The following is a 17407-nucleotide window of genomic DNA, read 5'->3' as shown; positions in this document are numbered from 1 at the left end:
CAGGGTGTCGGCAAGTTCTGCGATGCGTGCTTCCATGTCGGTTTCCTCTGGTTGCTCCGGGGGTGTGTCCTTGGCGTCCCGCCACCATTCCCCGGTCGGTTGCTTCCCGGCGGCGATCATTGCCCTGCGGCGCTGCCGCATGTTGTGAACGGTGGTGCGGCTCGCGCCGGTATCGCCCACGATGTCCGCCTTCGAGAGAGCGGCATCCGCCAGCCACACCAGACGCCATGCGAGGTTCATCTTCTCGGCAAACGTCAGGGGCAGCTTGTCGCGGCTGTTGCGCTGGGCGGCAAGGCGATGGGCTGTGATCTCGTCGCAGGTGACGATGCGGACGGGGATGCCCTTGGCGACCTTCGTTTTGCGACGCTGGTTCTCGTAGGCGGCGAGGATGTGCTGGCCGTCCAGAAGCACCAGGCGGAGCCTGTCGGGGTCCCTGAGGTCTTCCCAGACAAGGACCGGGTCAAGGCGTCCGCTGTTGCGAAGGGCGGCATAAAGCGTCCTGACGTGATCTTCGCGGATGTCGCGGACCGTGAAGGCCGGGTCGCGGGTGATCTCGCGGGGCTGGACATAGGCGCGGCGGTAGCTGGGCGTGGCGGTGGCTTTTGCGGTGATGGTCATGGGTGGTTCCTTGGTGATCGCGCGGCCCCACGATGGGCCGGAATGAAGAAGGCCCCCGCCGATGTGGCAGGGGCCGTAATGCGTGGTGATCGGGCAGTGTGTGCCGGAACTTCTCCGTCAAGTCGGCTTCTGGCTCACCTGCGCCTGCGCCTGCGCTATTGCGTCCACCTCCTCGTTATACTTGTCCCCGGCGTGGCCGCGCACCCACTGCCAGTTCAGCGTGCGCGTTGTTGCTTCCGACAGGAGGTCGATCCAGAGGTCCTGATTTTCGACCGGCCTGCCGTCTGATTTGCGCCAGCCCCTTTTGATCCAACCGGGCGTCCACTCTGACATCCCCTTGATGAGGTACTGGCTGTCTGAGCGGATGATGATCGGGGCGACCTCGTCACGGCGCAGGCAGCGCAAGCCATTCTTGACGCGGTCATTGATGCCTTCGAGGCCCACTCGACGATGAGCAAGCAGGCCTTGGATTCGGCTGAAGTCCGCGATGGCCTGAAGGACGTCCTTCTGGGGCCGGGGCAGCTATACGAGTCCCTGAAGGCCAGATGGAGCGGGCGTCCGGGGGCGTCGATCTAGTTCAAGCTGTGACACCTTGAGCCGGGGGCAACTAATCGAGGTTGGCGTCCACCCGGCACTTGACGCGCCCTCCCGGTCCCCGCTACCTCTCTCCTCGCGGGTCCACAATCGGCCCGCGCAAGGTCCACACTCGGGCAGGCGCTTCGGCATAAGTTCTTGAGAATAAACGGTTGCGGCGCGTTCGATTTTCGATCACCGCGCCCTCCACCGGCACCAGCCTCGGGTCCGTCGCGCCCCTGCGCTGGACAATGCAAGGTTCGCCCGCCTGAAATCGCCGTGAAGACGGTACAACGGGGAATGCCGATCCCGCTGACGTGGTCGGGTTGGAACATTCTGCGAACTCGCCTTCCCCTTCCGCCCCGTCCGCGCTAGATTGGCCCCATGAACCCCATCGACGACTCCGAAGCCTTCGAGGCCGCCGCCCGTCTGCCCCTGTCTGCGCGGGCGATGGCCGCCCGGCCTGCGCCCTATCTCGACGGGCTGAACCCCGCCCAGCGGCAGGCGGTTGAAACGCTGGAGGGGCCGGTGCTGATGCTGGCTGGCGCGGGCACCGGCAAGACCCGTGCGCTGACCGCGCGCATCGCGCATCTGCTGACCACCGGCACCGCCCGGCCGAACGAGGTGCTGGCCGTCACCTTCACCAACAAGGCCGCGCGCGAGATGAAGGACCGCATCGGCCGGTTGATGGGCGAGGCGGTCGAGGGGATGCCCTGGCTTGGCACCTTTCACGCGATCTGCGTCAAGCTTCTGCGCCGCCACGCCGAGCTGGCGGGGTTGCAATCGAATTTCACCATCCTCGACGCCGACGACCAGATCCGCCTGATGAAACAGGAGATCGCCGCGGCCGGGATCGACGAAAAGCGCTGGCCCGCCCGGCAACTTGCAGGGATCATCGACCAGTGGAAGAACCGCGCCCTGACGCCCGCGCAGGTGCCTGCCTCGGACGCCGCCGCCTTCAACAATCGCGGGGTTCAGCTTTATGCCGCCTATCAGGACCGGTTGCGCAACCTGAACGCGGTCGATTTCGGCGATCTGCTGCTGCACATGGTCACGATCTTCCAGGCGCATCCGGACGTTCTGGACCAGTATCGCCGCTGGTTCCGCTATATCCTGGTGGACGAGTATCAGGACACCAACATCGCCCAGTACCTGTGGCTGCGGCTGCTGGCGGGGGGGCATCGCAACATCTGCTGCGTGGGCGACGACGACCAGTCGATCTATGGCTGGCGCGGTGCCGAAGTGGGCAACATCCTGCGGTTCGAAAAGGATTTTCCGGGCGCGCAGGTGATCCGGCTGGAACAGAATTACCGCTCTACCCCGCATATTCTGGCCGCCGCCTCGGGCCTGATTGCCGCCAATACGGGCCGCTTGGGCAAGACGCTGTGGACCGAAGCCGAGACCGGCGAAAAGGTCCGCCTGATCGGCCATTGGGACGGCGAGGAAGAAGCCCGCTGGATCGGCGACGAGGCCGAGGCGATGACGCGGGGTACCCGCGGGCTGCGCCCCTATACGCTGGATGACATGGCGATTCTGGTACGCGCCAGCCACCAGATGCGCGCCTTCGAGGACCGTTTCCTGACCATCGGGCTGCCCTATCGCGTGATCGGCGGCCCTCGCTTCTACGAGCGGATGGAGATCCGCGATGCGATGGCCTATTTTCGCCTCGCCGTCTCGCCCGCCGACGATCTGGCCTTCGAGCGGATCGTGAACACGCCCAAGCGCGGCCTTGGCGACAAGGCCCAGCAGACGATACAGCAGATGGCGCGCAGCCATGGCGTGCCGCTGGTCGAGGGCGCGCGGCTGGTGCTGGAGAGCGGCGCGCTGGGCGGCAAGGGCGCGGCGGAACTCAGGAAGCTCGTGCAAGGCATCGGCCGCTGGCATGGCGCCGCGCTTGATCCGCGCGAAAGCCATATCGAACTGGCCGAGCGCATCCTTGATGAGTCGGGCTATACCGCGATGTGGCAGGCCGACAAGACGCCCGAGGCGCCGGGGCGGCTGGAAAACCTCAAGGAACTGGTCAAGGCGCTGGAGGAATTCGAGAATCTTCAGGGCTTTCTTGAGCATGTCGCGCTGATCATGGACAACGAGACCGGGGAGGGCGGCGCCAGGATATCGGTCATGACGCTGCATGCCGCCAAGGGGCTGGAATTTCCCGTGGTCTTCCTGCCCGGCTGGGAGGACGGGTTGTTCCCCAATCAGCGCGCGATGGATGAAAGCGGGCTCAAGGGGCTCGAGGAGGAACGGCGGCTGGCCTATGTCGGCATCACCCGGGCCGAGGAAGTCTGCACGATTTCCTTTGCCGCCAATCGCCGCGTCTATGGCCAGTGGCAGTCGCAACTGCCCTCGCGCTTCATCGACGAATTGCCCGAGGCCCATGTCGAGGTGCTGACCGCGCCGGGGCTTTACGGTGGCGGCGCGCCGCAGCGATCGAGCCTTGAGGATGCGGCGACGCGGGCCGATGTCTATGCCTCGCCCGGCTGGAAGCGGTTGCAGGCCCGCAGCGCCCAGCGCCCTCTTGCCCAGCCCCGGGAAGCCCGCAGCATCGTCATCGACGCCGAGGCAATCGCCGCCTTCGACCCCGGCGCGCGCGTTTTCCACCAGAAATTCGGCTATGGCACGGTGACGGGGACCGAGGGCGACAAGCTGGACATCGCCTTCGACAAGGCCGGCGAAAAGAAGGTGGTCGCCCGTTTCGTCGTTGCCGCAGGGCAGGCGGACGACGTGCCGTTCTAGCTGCCGCAACCCGCGTCATTTGCCGAAAATCCAATCGAAATATGCCCTTGGCGCCGGATTCGGGTTAACACTTCTTTCGGGGCGTCAGACGAGAGTCCGTCAGGGAAGGACTCTGTATTCATGGTCACGTTCAGCGCCACAGACACCGAATTCGCCGTCTCGACCGGCAACAACGTCAACAGCAATGCTGGCGGCGCGGGCACGTCCACCTTCGACGACAAGCCGGGCGCGACCACGAATCTTGTGATCACCTCGACGCCGGGCGATCCCGACCCCTATCTGTTCTCGCTCGGCGATCTCTACGAGATCAGCTTTCGCGGCCGGGAGGGGACAACCACGGTGCCGAACGCCGCCGTGATCCGGTCGGACGAGATCGGGTTCGCTTCGGGTCATGCCGTGGTGTTCGAGGGGAGGGACCAGACCGGCAGGCTTGTCCAGGTTGTCTGGTCGCCGGGCTTCGATCTGGACAACTGGTACCGGACCAACCTGCGAAACGGCCGGAGCCCCGGCTTCTATGTCTATGACCGCGACCCCGATACCGAATATTCCGTCCCCATCCTGTGTTTCGAGGCCGAGACGCTGATCGCCACGCCGCGCGGGCCGGTCCGCGCCGCCAGCCTTGCGCCCGGCATGATGGTCGAGACCGTCGATCGCGGGCCGCAGATGCTGCTTTGGGTCGGCCAGAGCGTGACCCGCGGCACCGGGCCGATGGCGCCGGTGGTGTTTCCGTCGGGCGCGCTGGGCAATGAACGGCCGCTTGTGCTGTCGCAGCAGCATCGCGTGCTGCATGCCTCGACAATGGCAACGCAGCTATTCGCCGAGCCCGAGGTACTGATTCCCGCCCGGGCCTATGCGTTGGCCGGGATCGGCGGTTCGGCCATCGTCGAGTGGCCGGTGGTGCGCTATGTCCATCTTCTGTTCGAGCGCCATGAACTGGTGCGGGCCGAGGGTGCGGTCTGCGAAAGCCTGTTCCTGGGCGATGTCGCCCGCCGCGCGCTTGATGCCGAATCGCGCGACGAGATCGCGACCCATTTCCCCGAGCTTGACGTCACCCCCGCCGGGGCCGAACCGTTCGAGGCCGCGCGGCCGATCCTGCGCGTCTACGAGGCGCGGGCGCTGTTCGGTTCGGCCGGTGTCGCCGCAGGGCAGGGGACGGCCTTTGGCCAGGCGGGCGCTATGGAACCGCTGCACCGGCTGGCACGGTCGGGATAGCACGCACCCGGCAGCGATGCCCGGAAGGTGATGATCACTTCGCTGGGCCGACCTTCGATCTGACATTGACCAGAAAAAGAAACGGCGACGCCAGGGAGGAGAGGCGCCGCCGTTCTTGTCAGCGACGGTGTCAGGGAGGAGGAGACGACCCGTCGCATTCGGTGGGGCGGTAAGGCCCCGAAAGGGTGCGGCGACACCAAGGAGGAGGAAGGTGTCGCCGCTAGACAAGGAAACCCAGGGAGGAGGAGGGGTTTCCCAGCCGGTTGGCATGTCGGGCCGTTTTCTCGAACCCGACCGCGACTTCTGCCGCGCGCCGTTGGGATCAACATACGGCAATGCTGCGGCTGCACAATAGTTTGCGGGTGAATTGCCGCCATGCGGAAAACGCATAAGTCATGCTGACATGTTTCGGGGCGCTGCATCCGCCCCGTGCTGCGGAAACGGGCATGTCGCGAACGCCCTTGCCCTTCGCCTGCGTCTGGCCAAGTTATGGGGCGGGCCCGCCGGCCGCAAACCTCTGGAAAGGAGATCTCCATGCCCGTCACGCGCGATGCCGTGCTCAATGCCCTGTCCCGGATCGCGCTGCCCGGTGGCGGCGATCTGGTCTCGCGCGACATGGTCCGGGCACTGGGGATCGAGGGCGAAACGGTACGCTTCGTGATCGAGGCCCCCGATCCCGGCCAGGCCGCCGGGCTGGAGTCGGTGCGCGCCGCTGCCCAGGCCGCGGTCGAGGCGCTGCCGGGTGTGGCCCGCGCGTCTGTCGTGCTGACCGCCCATGGTCCCGCGCCCAAGGCCCCGCCGGAGCAGGGGCTGAAATTCGGCCGCCACCCGACCCCGCAATCCGGCCCCGAGACGCCCGCCGGGATCGACCGCATTCTGGCTGTCGGTTCGGGCAAGGGGGGGGTGGGCAAGTCGACCGTGGCCTCGAACCTGGCCGTGGCGCTGGCCCGGCAGGGGCGCCGGGTGGGCCTGCTGGATGCCGACATCTACGGCCCCTCGCAGCCGCGCATGATGGGCGTGACCCGCCGCGCCGCCTCGGCCGATGGCAAGACCATCGAGCCGGTGGTGGCCCATGGCGTCACCATGATGTCGATCGGGCTGATGCTGGACGAAGGGCAGGCTGTCGTCTGGCGCGGGCCGATGCTGATGGGGGCGTTGCAGCAGATGCTGTCGCAGGTGAACTGGGGGCCGCTTGACGTGCTGGTGGTCGATTTGCCGCCGGGCACGGGCGACATCCAGTTGACGCTGTGCCAGCGCACGCGGCTGACCGGGGCCATCGTCGTCTCGACGCCGCAGGATGTGGCGCTGATCGACGCGCGCAAGGCCATCGACATGTTCGGCAAGCTGGGCACCCCGGTTCTGGGCCTGATCGAGAACATGTCCACCTATGTCTGCCCCAATTGCGGGCACGAGGCGCATATCTTCGGCCATGGCGGCGTCGCCGCCGAGGCCGAGGCGCTGGGCGTTCCGCTGCTGGGGGCGTTGCCGCTGGCGTTGGAGGTGCGGTTGGCGGGGGATGCGGGCCAGCCGGTGGCGCTGGGCGAGGGGCCGCAGGCCGATGCCTATGCCCATATCGCCGCCCGTCTGATCGGCGGCGGGATGGCCTGATCGGCCACGGGAATTCATGGGCGCGGTCATCTTCGCGCCCGTTTTCACCGCGAATCACCCGCGCGTGAGGCTGTGTCAGGGGCGCTTTCGGGCCGGAATCCGGGCCGCGACCGCCTCTGGCAGCAGATCCGGGCAGATCTTTCGGGAAATCACGGGAAAAACCCTGCTCACTGGGTGCCCTACTGCATCTGGTAGGCGTGACGCGCCCGTTCGCAACATGGGGCGAAGTTGCCCGTGATCGGACGCTGAAATCCGGCAGAGATGGGGGAAATCCGCCCGTCTGGTGCCGTGGATGACCATAGAAAAACATTGAATACCATGAAGTGGCATAGTATGTCTGAAACATCCGATGAGGATGGGCAGACACAGGGGCATCAAGACCCCGCGAGGCACCAGGTTTCATACAGGCACCCAGCTTCATCGAAAAACACAGATCCGGCGCGCGGGCGAGCAGAACATCCCCCCAGGTGGCGCGCGCAGCCGGGCATCCCGAAGCGGGACGAGGGCGGCGGATCGGGCAGTGGCAGCAGCTCGGTCCGCCGTTTTCGTACCAGCCCGACGGTGAAGCGGAAGGAGCGGTCGTCCGGTGGCGCGCAGGTTCAGAGGCGAGAGCCGCCACAAGGTGGATGCGAAGGGCCGGGTGTCGATCCCGTCCACGTTCCGCCGCGTGCTCGAAGCCGGGGATCCCGACTGTACCGACGGCCAGCGCCCCCAGCTTGTCATCGTCTATGGCGACCATCGCCGCAAATATCTTGAATGCTACACGATGGAAGCGATGGAGGAGATCGACCGCAAGATCGCGGCCAAGCCGCGCGGCTCGATCGAGCGTCAGATCCTCGAACTGACCTATAACGGCCAGTCCCACACCACCGAGGTCGACAATGACGGCCGGCTGGTGCTGCCCCAGAAGCTGCGGGAAAAGATCGAACTCGGCGACGAGGCGTATTTCATCGGCCACGGCGACACGTTCCGTATCTGGAACCCCGATACCTTCGAGACCGAGGAAATGGCCCGGGCGCGCGCGCGGCTCGACGACCTGCCGCCCGATTTCGACGTCGCCTCGCTGCTCGACGGTTCGCTGGAGGGCTAGGGGATGGCCGCCGCGGAACGCCTTGACCCCTCCGAACCGCCCCACATCCCCGTCCTGCTGCGGCCCCTGCTCGAAGCGGTCTCGCCGGTCGGGGGGGTGTGGCTTGACGGCACGTTCGGGGCGGGCGGCTATGCCCGCGGCCTGCTCGAGGCCGGGGCGGATCGCGTGATCGGGGTTGATCGCGACCCCAGCGTGTTCGCGATGGCGCAGGGCTGGGCGGCAGAGTTCGGCGACCGGCTGCGGCTGGTGCAGGGCACGTTTTCGCAGCTTGACGACCATTCAGAGGGGCCGCTTGACGGCGTGGTGCTGGATCTTGGCGTGTCCTCTATGCAGATCGACCAGGCCGAGCGCGGCTTTTCCTTTCAGAAGGATGGCCCGCTCGACATGCGGATGGGCGATACCGGCCCCTCGGCTGCCGATCTGGTCAACACCGCGCCCGAGGCCGCGCTGGCCGATATCCTGTTTCATTACGGCGAGGAACGCGCCGCGCGCCGGATCGCGCGCGCCATCGTCGCGGCCCGCGCCATCGCGCCCATCGTCACCACCCGCCAGCTTGCCGAGGTGATCGCCCGCTGCCTGCCGCGTCCGCATCCGGGCCAGATCCACCCCGCGACGCGCAGCTTTCAGGCGATCAGGATTGCGGTGAACGACGAACTGGGCGAACTGGTGGCGGGGCTTCAGGCCGCCGAACGCGCGCTGAAGCCGGGCGGCAGGCTGGCGGTCGTGACCTTCCATTCGCTCGAGGACCGGATCGTGAAACGCTTCCTGCAATTGCGCGCGGGCCAGTCCGGCGGGGGCAGCCGCCATGCGCCCGAGGCCCCCAGCGAGGCGCCGCGGTTCCGTATCCTCACCCGCAAGGCCGTCGGCCCCGACGAGGCGGAACTGGCCGCCAACCCGCGCGCACGCTCGGCCAAGCTGCGGGTTGCCGAACGTACCGATGCGCCCGCGGGGCCGGTGGATCGCAGCCAGCTTGGCCTGCCCGCGATCATGGAAGGGGGCTAGATGCGCAGTCTGTTCTACGTTCTGACGGCGCTGGCGGTGATGGGGCTTGCGGTCTGGGCCTATCGCGAGAACTACGCCACCCAGCAGACCATCGCCGAGGTCGAGCGGCTGAACCGCGATATCGGGATGCTGCGCGAGCGGCGCGCGATCCTGAACGCCGAATGGGCCTATCTGAACCGGCCCGACCGGCTGCGCGCACTGGCCAACCTGAATTTCGAGCGGCTGGAACTGCTGCCGCTTGCGCCCGAACAATTCGCCGGGATCGACCAGGTCGCCTATCCGACCTTCGAACTGCCCGAGATCGTGATCCCGATAGAGCTTCTGGGCAGTCTGCTCGCCGACGAAGATCTGGAGCCCCAGCCATGATCCGCACGCCGCTGCGCCCGCTTGCCCGCATCCTCGAGGCCCGCGCCCGGGGCGAGAACCCCGCCGCCATCGAGCGCGAGAACCTGCGGCTGCGCCACGAACGGATGCGCGACAGCGCCCGTACCCGCGCCGAGGGGCGGCTGCTGATGCTGGGCGTGATGTTCTGTGCCGCCTTCGTGGTGGTGGGGGTGCGCATGGGCACGCTGGCCGCGGCGGTGCCCACCGAGCCGCGCGCCGCCGCGTCGGGTGCGGCCATCGTCGCGCAGCGCGCCGATATCGTGGACCGCAACGGCAATATCCTGGCCACCAATCTGGCCACGCATGCGCTTTACGCCCAGCCGCCCAACATGATCGAACCCGCCCGCGTGGCGCGGGAACTGGCGCAGATCTTCCCCGATCTGGACGAACAGCGCCTGCTGGCCGACTTTACCGGGGAACGCAAGTTCCTGTGGATCAAGCGCCGTCTCAGCCCCGAACAGATGCAGAAGGTGCATGACATCGGCGATCCGGGCCTGCTGTTCGGCCCGCGCGAGATGCGACTTTACCCCAATGGCCGGCTGGCCGCGCATGTGCTGGGCGGGTCCGGCTTCGGGCGCGAGGGTGTGTCCTCGGCCGAGGTGGTGGGGCGCGCGGGTGTCGAACAGGCGTTCGATGCCTGGCTGCGCGATCCGGCGAATGGCGGCGCACCGCTGCGGCTGTCGCTTGACCTGACCGTGCAGGCCTCGGTCGAGCGGGTGCTGGCGGGCGGGATGCGGCTGATGAACGCCAAGGGCGCGACGGCGATCCTGATGGATGTGCATACGGGCGAGGTGATCGCAATGGCCTCGCTGCCCGATTTCGACCCCAACGAGCGTCCGCGCCTGCCGACCAAGGGCGATCCGTCCGACAGCCCGCTGTTCAACCGCGCGGTGCAGGGGGTCTACGAGCTTGGCTCGACCTTCAAGACCTTTACCATCGCCCAGGCGCTGGAAGAGGGCATCGTCACGCCGAAGACCATGATCGACACCAAGGGGCCGATGGTCTGGGGCCGCTACCGCATCCGCGATTTCCGCAATTACGGCCCCGAACTGTCGGTGACCGATGTTCTGGTGAAAAGCTCGAATATCGGGACCGCGCGTCTGGCCCAGCGTATCGGCGCGGAACGCCAGCGGGCGTTTCTGGACCAGTTGGGCTTTCTGGTGCCGGTGCCGCTGGAACTGGTCGAGGCGCCGACCGGCAAGCCGCTCTTGCCGCCGCGCTGGACCGATATCTCGATGCTGACGATTTCCTATGGCCACGGGCTGTCGGCCAGTCCGATGCACCTGGCCGCGGGCTATGCGACGCTGGCCAATGGCGGGTTCCGGGTGACGCCGACGCTGCTGGCCGGGGGTGGCAAGCCGGGCGAGCGGGTGGTGTCCGAGGCGACATCGGCCGCGATCCGGTCGATGTTGCGCGATGTCGTCGCGCACGGGACGGCGACCCTGGCCGAGGTCGAGGGCTATTCGGTCGGCGGCAAGACCGGCACCGCCGACAAGCCCAAGCGCACCGGCGGCTATCACAAGGACAAGGTGCTTTCGACATTTGCCAGCATCTTTCCCTCTGACGCCCCCCGATATGTGCTGGTGGTCACGCTGGACGAGCCCGAGGACCGCACCGGAAGCGAACCGCGCCGCACCGCCGGCTGGACCGCCGCGCCGGTTGCGGGCGAGATCGTGCGCCGCGCCGCGCCGCTTCTGGGGCTGCGGCCGGAGATTGAATCCGCCTCGGGCTTTGGAGTAACACTGGCCGCGAATTAGCGCGCGGGGGATCATGGCGCATCGCTCGGAGAAATCGCTCGCTGCGCTCGGTCTTCGGGCCCGGGGGGGGCGCGAGGCGCGCGTGGCGGGCCTTGCCATCGACAGCCGTGCGGTGCGCCCCGGCTTCCTGTTCGCCGCCTTTCCCGGCAGCCGCGCCCATGGCGGCGCCTTTATCCCGCAGGCGCTGGCAGGGGGGGCGGTGGCGATCCTGACCGATGCCGAAGGCGCACGGATCGCGGCCGGGGCGCTGGCCGCAAGTCAGGCCGCGCTGATCGTGGCCGAAGACCCGCGCGCGGCCTTTGCGGGCGCCGCTGCGCTGTGGTTCGCCGGCCAGCCCGCGACGATGGCCGCGGTCACGGGCACCAACGGCAAGACCTCGGTCGCCCAGTTCACCCGCCAGATCTGGACGCTGCTGGGCCATCAGGCCGCCAGCCTTGGCACCACCGGCGTCGAGGGTGCCTATCAGGCGCCGCTGGCGCACACCACGCCCGACCCGCTGACGCTGCATCGCCTGCTGGCCGAGATGGCCGGGGCGGGTGTCACCCATGCCGTGATGGAGGCGTCAAGCCATGGCCTTGCCCAGGCGCGCCTTGACGGCGTGGTGCTGCGCGCGGCGGGCTTTACCAATTTCACGCAGGACCACCTGGATTACCACGAGACCTTCGATGCCTATTTCGCCGCCAAGGCCGGGCTTTTCGGCCGCGTGCTGCCCGAGGATGGCACCGCGGTCGTCAATATCGACGATCCCAAGGGGGTGTCGGTGACCTCTCTGGCGCGGGCGCGCGGGCAGGAGGTGCTGAGCGTCGGTTCCGACCCGGCGGCGGATCTGCGGATCGCCGCGCAACGCTTCGATGCGACCGGGCAGGAATTGCGGCTCGACTGGCAGGGGCGGGCGCGGCAGGTGCGCCTTGGCCTGATCGGCGGGTTCCAGGCGCATAACGTGGCGCTGGCGGCAGGGCTGGCGATTGCCTGCGGCGACGACCCGGGGCAGGTCTTCGACACGCTGCCCGATCTTGTCGGTGTGCGCGGGCGGATGCAGATGGCCGCGCGGCGGGCGAACGGGGCGGCGGTCTTTGTCGATTACGCGCATACCCCCGACGCCATCGCCACCGCGCTGAAGGCGCTGCGCCCGCATGTGATGGGCCGCATCGTCATCGTCTTTGGCGCGGGTGGCGACCGCGACCGGGGCAAGCGCCCGCTGATGGGCGCGGCGGCTGCCGAACATGCCGATATCGCTTATGTGACAGACGACAACCCCAGATCCGAGGTTCCGGCGGTGATCCGTGCAGAAATACTGAAAGGCTGCCCCGACGCGAGCGAGGTTGGCGACCGGGCCGAGGCGATCCTGCGCGGCGTCGACGCGCTGGAGCCGGGTGACGCGCTGCTGATCGCGGGCAAGGGCCATGAGACCGGCCAGATCGTCGGCGACGACGTGTTCCCCTTCGACGATGTCGAACAGGCCAGCGTGGCGGTTGCCGCGCTGGACGGGCGGCTGGCATGAGCGTGCTCTGGACGGCAGCCGAGGCCGCAGCCGCCACCGGTGGGCAGACCGGTTGCGACTGGCGCGCAAGGGGCGTGTCGATCGACACCCGCAGCCTTGCGCCCGGCGATCTGTTCGTTGCGCTGACCGACCAGCGCGACGGCCACGATTTCGTCGCCGATGCGCTGGCCCGGGGGGCGGCCGCGGCGATGGTGTCGCGCATCCCCGAGGGGCTTGCCCCCGATGCGCCGCTTCTGATCGTGCCCGATGTGCTGGCGGGGCTGGTGGCGTTGGGGCAGGCGGGCCGGGCGCGGGCACGGGCGCGGGTTGTGGCGGTGACGGGCTCGGTCGGCAAGACCTCGACCAAGGAGATGCTGCGTGCGGTTCTGGCCGGGCAGGGCCGGGTTCATGCTGCCGAGGCGAGCTTCAACAACCATTGGGGCGTGCCGCTGACGCTGGCGCGGCTGCCCGTCGATGCCGATTTCGCGGTGATCGAGATCGGCATGAACCATCCCGGTGAGATCGCGCCGCTGGCCCGCATGGCGCGGCCCCATGTTGCGCTGATCACCACGGTTGCCCCCGCCCATCTGGCCGCCTTCGACGATCTGGCGGGCATCGCGCGCGAGAAGGCGGCGATTTTCGAGGGGCTGGAGCCGGGCGGCGCCGCGATCTGGCCCGCCGATCTGGAGGTCAGCCCGATCCTGGCCGAGGCAGGCCGCGCCCGGGCCACGACCGTCTTTACCTTCGGGCAGGGGAAAGCCTGCGATTTCAGGCTGATCAAGGTGCAGCTTCATCCCAATTCCACGGTGGTCGAGGCCAAGGCGCAGGGCGAGAAGCTGCTGTTCAAGATCCGCGCGCCGGGCCGGCATTTCGCGATGAACGCGCTGGGCGTGCTGGCCGTGGCCGAGGCGCTGGGCATCGATCGGGCGCTTGCGGCATGCGATCTGGGCGGCTGGGTTCCGCCCGGCGGGCGCGGCGCGCGGCTCAGGATCGCGCTTGACCCGATCGACCGCGAGATCGCGCTCGAGGTGATTGACGACGCCTTCAATGCCAACCCCGCCTCGATGGGCGCTGCGCTGGAGGTGCTGGCCGCCGCCGTGCCCCGCGACGGGGTCGGTCGCGTCGCCCAGGGCCGCCGTATCGCGATCCTCGGCGACATGCTGGAGCTTGGCGAACAGGAACAGGCGCTGCATGCGGGCCTTGCCGATCTGCCCGCGATGGGCCGCGTCGATCTGGTCCATTGCGTCGGACCCCGGATGCGCGCGCTTTATTTCGCGCTGCCGCTCAAGCGCCGCGGCCAGTGGTTCGACGAGGCCGAGCCGCTGGCGGCGCGGGTCCATCATCTGGTCGATGCGGGCGATGTCGTGCTGGTCAAGGGGTCCAAGGGCAGCCGCGTCTCGATCGTCGTTGACGCGCTGGGCAAACTGGGCCAAGCGGTCCGCGAAACCGACGAGGACCTTGACTGATGCTGTTCTGGCTGGCCGATCTCTCTGATGGGGGCGGCATCTTCAACCTGTTTCGCTACATCACCTTCCGGGCTGGTGCGGCGTTCTTCACCGCCTTGCTGTTCGGCTTCCTGTTCGGGCGGCCGCTGATCAACCTCTTGCGTCGGCGTCAGCGCAACGGCCAGCCGATCCGCGCCGATGGCCCCGCAAGCCATCTGGAAACCAAGGCCGGCACGCCGACGATGGGCGGGGTGCTGATCCTTGGCGGGCTGATCGTCTCGACCCTGCTCTGGGCGCGGCTCGACAACCCCTATATCTGGATGGTGCTGTTCGTGACACTGTCCTTCGGCGCCATCGGCTTTGCCGACGACTACGCCAAGGTGTCGCGCAACAACGTCAAGGGCGTGCCCGGCCGGGTGCGTTTCGGGCTGGGGCTGCTGATCGCGGCGGTTGCGGGATACTGGGCGGCCTCGGTCCACCCCGAGGCCCTGACCAACCAGCTTGCGGTGCCCGTCTTCAAGTCGGCGCTGTTCAACCTGGGCATCCTGTTCGTGCCCTTCGCCATGATCGTGATCGTCGGCTCGGCGAATGCGGTCAACCTGACCGACGGGCTGGACGGGCTGGCCATCATGCCGGTGATGATCGCCGCGGCTGCGCTGGGCGTGATCGCCTATGCGGTCGGCCGGGTCGACTTCACCAATTACCTCGATGTCCATTACGTCCCGGGCACCGGCGAGATCCTGATCTTCTGCTCCGGACTGATCGGCGCTGGGCTGGGATTCCTGTGGTATAATGCCCCACCGGCGGCTGTCTTCATGGGCGATACCGGCTCGCTGGCGCTGGGCGGCGCGCTGGGCGCGATCGCGGTCGCGACCAAGCACGAGATCGTTCTGGCCATAGTTGGCGGGCTTTTCGTGGTCGAGGCGCTGTCCGTCATCATCCAGGTGGCCTATTTCAAGACTACCGGAAAACGTGTGTTCCTTATGGCACCAATCCACCACCATTTCGAGAAGAAGGGATGGGCGGAGCCGCAGATCGTGATACGGTTCTGGATCATCAGCCTGATCCTCGCGCTGATCGGGCTGGCGACCCTCAAGGTGCGTTGACGCCCGGGGGAACAGGAGGATGAGAGCATGGAATACAAGATCGTGGACGAAGAATTCGTCCGGGAAGTCCGGCCCGGCCCCAAACGCGACCGGCGCGCGTTCTGGGCGTCTCCCCGGCTTCATGCGGTGACCCCCGATGTCACGCTCAAGCATTGGGATGGCGTGCCGCCCTATGCGGTGATCGCCTTCATCGGCTATCTGATCGCGCTGGTGCTGGTCTTCTCTAACCAGATCGTGCCCTATTGCATCGCGAACTTTGCCGAGCCGCAGAATTGTGCGCCGATCTTCGACCGCATTCTGCCGATCGTGCTGGCTTCGATCGTGGTCGCCCCGGCGATCAGCGGCGCGGTGCGGCGGATGGGCGGCAACCGCACGGCGGGCTTCCTGTTCGCGCTGACCGCCGTGGCGATGCCGCCGCTGATGCTGGGCTGGCATTATCTGGTCTGAGGGCCGGGGCGGTCGGGAACACGCCTTGCGCGTGCCGGGCCGTCTTGCATCCGGCGCCCCGTGATGGGCATGCTCCGCCCACCTTTGAAAGGGGTGGGGAATGATTCCGGTGCGCGGGGTTGAGGGGGCGCGGGTCGCCGTTCTGGGGCTGGGGCGGTCGGGCCTGTCGGCGGCGCGGGCGTTGCGGGCGGGCGGGGCCGAGTTGCTGGTCTGGGACGACAACGAGACCGCGCGCGCCGCCGCCCAGGCCGAGGGGTTCGCGCCCGCCGACCTGACCCGACCGGGCGCGCTGGAGGGAGCCGTCGCGCTGATCCTGAGCCCCGGCATCCCCCATCTCTACCCCGCGCCGAACCCCGTGGTTGCCGCCGCCTGGGCCGCCGGGGTGCCGGTGGACAACGATATCGGGCTGTTCTTCCGCTCGCTTTCCACCGAGGATTGGGAGGGCTTCGACAGCCCGCCCCGCGTGATCGCGGTGACCGGATCGAACGGCAAGTCCACCACCTCGGCGCTGATCCATCATGTGCTGAGTGCGGCGGGCCGCGACAGCCAGCTTGCGGGCAATATCGGGCGCGGCGTGCTGGATATCGACCCGCCGGGCGAGGGCGGGGTGGTGGTGCTGGAACTGTCCTCATACCAGACCGAACTGGCCCGCGCGCTGACCCCCGATATTGCGGTCTTCACCAACCTGTCGCCCGACCATCTGGACCGTCATGGCGGGCCGGGCGGGTATTTTGCCGCAAAGCGCCGACTTTTTGCCGAGGGCGGGCCGGATCGGGCGATCATCGGCGTGGACGAGGACGAGGGGCGGTTTCTGGCCAACCAGATGGCCGAGGGGGCTGCCGATGACCGGGTGATCCGGATTTCGGCGGGAAGCAAGCTGACCGGGCCGGGCTGGTCGGTCTTTGCGCGCAAGGGGTTTCTGGCGGAATGGCGCAAGGGCCGACAGGTGGCCAGCATCGACCTGCGCGCCATCCCCGGTCTGCCCGGCGTGCATAACCACCAGAACGCCTGCGCCGCCTATGCCGCCGCCCGCTGCCTTGGCATCGGGCCGAGGGAGATCGAGCGCGCCTTTCACGATTTCGCCGGTCTGCCGCATCGCAGCCAGTTGGTGGCCGAGGCGGGCGGCGTGCGTTTCGTCAACGATTCCAAGGCCACCAATGCCGCGTCGGCCGCGCGTGCGCTGGCCGCCTTTGCGCGCATCCGCTGGATCTGTGGCGGGCTTGAGAAAGAGGGCGGGCTGGCCGAACTTGCGCCGCATCTGGGTAATGTCGCCAAGGCTTATGTCATCGGGCGCGAGGCCGCCGCCTTCGCGCTGCATCTGCGCGACATCCCGCATGAGGTCTGCACCGCGATGGCGACCGCCGTCGCCCGCGCCGCGGCCGAGGCCGAACCGGGCGATGTCGTGCTGCTTGCCCCCGCCGCGGCCAGCTTTGACCAGTACGACAATTTCGAACGCCGGGGCGAGGATTTCGTCGCCCAGGTCAGCCAGGCTCTGGGCGCCTTGTCCTGAGCGCCCGGGGACGGTCCTGCGATCAGCGGGCCGGGGCGTCCTTGCCGGAAAGGGTGGTCACAACCTCGCGGCGCAGCGCCTCCAGCTCGGTCAGCGAGCGGTCGATCTCGTCGCGCTGCGCGGCCAGCGCCACAAGCTGGCGGTCGGCCATCTCGATCAGCTTCTCAAGCTGCGCCCGGCTGCCCTTTTCGTCATAGATCAGCAGCCACTGGCGGATTTCCTCGAGCCCGAAGCCGAAACGCCGTCCGCGCAGGATCAGAGTCATCCGCGCCACCTCGCGCGGGGTGTAGAAGCGGGCGCGGCCCTCCTTATCGGGGCTGAGAAGCTCGATATACTCGTAATAGCGCAAGGTGCGCGGGGTCACGTCGAACCTGGCGCACATTTCCTTGAATGTCAGACGGGTGTCGGACATCGACCCTTCCAGTTTGCCCCTGCCGCG

General features: G+C 67.8%; 15 protein-coding genes. 12 read left to right on the top strand and 3 right to left on the bottom strand.

All coding sequences use genetic code 11. From position 1 onward, the window contains the following. Both GH815_RS06325 and GH815_RS06320 read right to left on the bottom strand, forming a co-directional pair. A partial coding sequence (locus GH815_RS06325) for a ParB N-terminal domain-containing protein (protein WP_153747905.1) occupies positions 1–618 on the bottom strand: 618 nt, incomplete at its 3' end. A 117-nt stretch (positions 619–735) separates the two neighbouring features. After that, positions 736–1062, bottom strand: coding sequence for an RNase H family protein (locus tag GH815_RS06320; RefSeq protein ID WP_170290301.1), 327 nt, complete (start codon positions 1060–1062; stop codon positions 736–738). 513 nt (positions 1063–1575) lie between these two features. Between GH815_RS06320 and GH815_RS06315 the strand changes: the two genes are divergently transcribed. The 12 genes from GH815_RS06315 (at position 1576) to murD (ending at position 16968) form a co-directional block, all read left to right on the top strand. Continuing rightward, a complete protein-coding gene (locus tag GH815_RS06315) occupies positions 1576–3927 on the top strand; it encodes an ATP-dependent helicase (protein ID WP_153747903.1) in 2352 nt (783 codons plus the stop codon). 120 nt (positions 3928–4047) lie between these two features. Beyond that, the gene (locus tag GH815_RS06310; protein WP_153747902.1) at positions 4048–5139 is read left to right on the top strand and encodes a Hint domain-containing protein; all 1092 of its coding nucleotides are present in this window, start codon (positions 4048–4050) and stop codon (positions 5137–5139) included. A 534-nt stretch (positions 5140–5673) separates the two neighbouring features. Beyond that, on the top strand, positions 5674–6747 hold the full coding sequence (locus GH815_RS06305) for an Mrp/NBP35 family ATP-binding protein (protein ID WP_153747901.1): 1074 nt from the start codon (positions 5674–5676) through the stop codon (positions 6745–6747). Positions 6748–7333: 586 nt separating this feature from the next. After that, entirely contained in the window at positions 7334–7837 is a 504-nt protein-coding gene (gene mraZ, locus GH815_RS06300; RefSeq protein WP_132696417.1) for a division/cell wall cluster transcriptional repressor MraZ, read from the top strand. Between the two features lie 3 nt (positions 7838–7840). Next, positions 7841–8839, top strand: a complete 999-nt coding sequence (gene rsmH / locus GH815_RS06295; protein WP_153747900.1) for a 16S rRNA (cytosine(1402)-N(4))-methyltransferase RsmH — start codon at positions 7841–7843, stop codon at positions 8837–8839. Beyond that, positions 8840–9205, top strand: coding sequence for a cell division protein FtsL (ftsL, locus tag GH815_RS06290; protein WP_153747899.1), 366 nt, complete (start codon positions 8840–8842; stop codon positions 9203–9205). Beyond that, positions 9202–10980: a peptidoglycan D,D-transpeptidase FtsI family protein gene (locus GH815_RS06285; protein ID WP_153747898.1), complete on the top strand. Its 1779-nt coding sequence runs from the start codon at positions 9202–9204 to the stop codon at positions 10978–10980. The genes ftsL and GH815_RS06285 overlap by 4 nt, the downstream gene beginning before the upstream one ends. Before the next feature lie 13 nt (positions 10981–10993). Then, positions 10994–12481, top strand: a complete 1488-nt coding sequence (locus GH815_RS06280) for a UDP-N-acetylmuramoyl-L-alanyl-D-glutamate--2,6-diaminopimelate ligase (protein ID WP_153747897.1) — start codon at positions 10994–10996, stop codon at positions 12479–12481. Further along, positions 12478–13926 carry a UDP-N-acetylmuramoyl-tripeptide--D-alanyl-D-alanine ligase gene (locus tag GH815_RS06275; protein WP_153747896.1) on the top strand — a complete coding sequence of 483 codons (1449 nt, stop codon included), beginning with the start codon at positions 12478–12480 and terminating at the stop codon, positions 13924–13926. Before GH815_RS06280 ends, GH815_RS06275 begins: the two co-directional genes overlap by 4 nt. Continuing rightward, entirely contained in the window at positions 13926–15011 is a 1086-nt protein-coding gene (mraY, locus tag GH815_RS06270) for a phospho-N-acetylmuramoyl-pentapeptide-transferase (RefSeq protein WP_153747895.1), read from the top strand. The genes GH815_RS06275 and mraY overlap by 1 nt, the downstream gene beginning before the upstream one ends. A 27-nt stretch (positions 15012–15038) precedes the next feature. Beyond that, positions 15039–15458: a hypothetical protein gene (locus GH815_RS06265; protein WP_153747894.1), complete on the top strand. Its 420-nt coding sequence runs from the start codon at positions 15039–15041 to the stop codon at positions 15456–15458. Between the two features lie 100 nt (positions 15459–15558). After that, entirely contained in the window at positions 15559–16968 is a 1410-nt protein-coding gene (murD, locus tag GH815_RS06260; protein WP_153747893.1) for a UDP-N-acetylmuramoyl-L-alanine--D-glutamate ligase, read from the top strand. A gap of 22 nt (positions 16969–16990) precedes the next feature. Here the strand turns inward: murD and GH815_RS06255 are convergent, their stop codons facing one another. Next, a complete protein-coding gene (locus tag GH815_RS06255; protein WP_153747892.1) occupies positions 16991–17380 on the bottom strand; it encodes a MerR family transcriptional regulator in 390 nt (129 codons plus the stop codon). Between the last annotated feature and the right edge of the window lie 27 nt (positions 17381–17407).

It is taken from the genome of Rhodovulum strictum (assembly GCF_009649175.1).
Taxonomy (GTDB): Bacteria; Pseudomonadota; Alphaproteobacteria; order Rhodobacterales; family Rhodobacteraceae; genus Rhodovulum; species Rhodovulum strictum.
This window is presented reverse-complemented; position numbering and strand designations above follow the sequence as displayed.